Origin of the sequence: Streptococcus vestibularis ATCC 49124 (assembly GCF_000188295.1) — a bacterium.
In the GTDB taxonomy this organism is placed as follows: domain Bacteria; phylum Bacillota; class Bacilli; order Lactobacillales; family Streptococcaceae; genus Streptococcus; species Streptococcus vestibularis.
On sequence record NZ_GL831118.1, the window covers coordinates 1 to 1,960 of the forward strand.

Annotated in this window: 1 protein-coding gene and 1 pseudogene; both read right to left on the reverse strand. The window is 26.8% G+C overall.

The window, feature by feature from the left end:
• Window positions 1-1,460 (reverse strand): ATP-binding cassette domain-containing protein (locus tag HMPREF9425_RS08980; RefSeq protein WP_003098424.1); only part of this gene is annotated, 1,460 nt, incomplete at its 3' end.
• Between the two features lie 30 nt (window positions 1,461-1,490).
• Window positions 1,491-1,960, reverse strand: a pseudogene (locus HMPREF9425_RS10000) (protein kinase domain-containing protein); the annotation flags it as partial.

Genomic DNA, 1,960 nt, shown 5'->3' on the forward strand with positions numbered 1-1,960 from the left:
AAATCAGAATTAGTCTTATCAAGATTTGCTGTAGCTTCATCCATAATAATAATTTTACTACCTTTTAATAATGCTCTTGCAATACCAATTCTTTGTTTTTGACCTTCTGAAAGTAGATCATTGGATACGCTTTCCTTTAAACGCCCCAGTAAGTCTAGTAAATTTACATCTTTCAAAGCCTTTTTAATTTCATTTTGTGTAATGTCTTGAGACCACAGAGTTAAATTATTTTCAAGTGTGTCATTGTAAATATGTGTAGAATTACTAATATATGCGACTTGAGAAACAATGGAATTTTCATCAATTTCTTTTAACTCTAAATTATTGTATTTTACATGACCTGTATAATTCTTGAGATTTCCTAATATAATATTTATCAATGTTGACTTTCCACTTCCGGATTCACCAATAATAGCATATTTGTTATTTTTTATTAAGTTGAGATTGAGTTTAGAGAAGACTTTTTTATTACCAAAATTGTATTCTAAATCGAAAATATCAATTTTCTCAATGTTATTTACTATTTTTTTCTCAGTATTTTTAGAAGAAATCTCAAATTTTAAAAATAAAGGTTTAACAGAATGAATTGACACTTGTAGTTGATTGAGTGTTGTTAATGAATTAAAAATATTACCTGAAATTTGTCCCACAGAAGATATAGAACCAATTGAAACTTGTCCTAAAGTGATAAGTAAACCTGTCAAGAAAAGAATTGATACTTGTGCAATGATAGAAAATGTAGACATGATTATCTCTATCCTAGTACTATTTTGAGTGAATTTTACTTTTTGTGTTATATAGTTTCTAATTATTTTTGTGGTCTGAATTAAGAGAGTAGGTTTTTTACTCGAATAATAAAGTGTTTTGTATCCTGTTAATTGGTCATTTAATCCAGATATGAGCTCTTCGTTTGCAGTTGAAAAAAGTGACATAAAATTTTGCATTTTTGTAGCAAATGGTTTAGGAAGGTATGTAAGACAAATTGTTAATATTATAGTTAAAACTACAATTCTAATATCATAACTTAAAAGAGCAATAATAGAAAAGATGGTGGTGAATAATGTAGAAAATAGATTATATAAATTTGAAAAGCCACTATTTTCGATGATTTGAATATCATTATTTAATATGGAGATATGATCTCCGATAGTTTTGCTTTGGAATGTATGGAAAGAAGCATTAGTTATGTTTTTGATATAATCAGAACGAATTTTTAGAGACATTTCTTGTATTAACTTAGCTTGATGGATATTAATCATATAAGTGAATATAAGATAGAGAAGGTAGAGTGATATTTCAATTCCCAACCAAATAAGAAAGAGTTTAAAATTACCTGCGACTAATTGATTTGTCATAAATGCTAAGGTAACAGAAGCACCTACAAGAAATGCAGAATTACAAGCAATGAGAAATATATGTAATAAATTTTTAAATTTAAATTGTAAGATGTATTTTTTCATAATTTTTGTCCGTATTTTGTACCTTACTTATCAAAGAGATAAGAGTTTCAAAAAATAGAATTGGCCTAGCATACCATGAGAGTAGCTATACTTTATTTCATCACATATTGGATCAATTAATATAAATTTACCATTTTTTTCTATTGAGTAATCACAAATGTGATTAACGATATTAATACTAGTCTCTAAATAATGTATTTTATCGAAATAGTGATATAACCAGGCATTCGCTAGCCCAAGACCGGCTAATCCATTATAGAGTGATGTACTTTTGGCATAGGGATGTTCTACTCCTTTACCTAGCTTTTTAATAAAATCATCATATTCTGTAGTTTGTTCAGAAATACTAAATTTTATTAATTCAATAATTAAACCTGAGTTTCCATTTACTAGATATGGTGAAAGATAGTCTTCAATAATTAGATAAGGAACATCTTTTTCGTATTTGATATTATTAGAAATAATAGATTTTACTAGCTTCCTAAATAAATTTAGTTTTT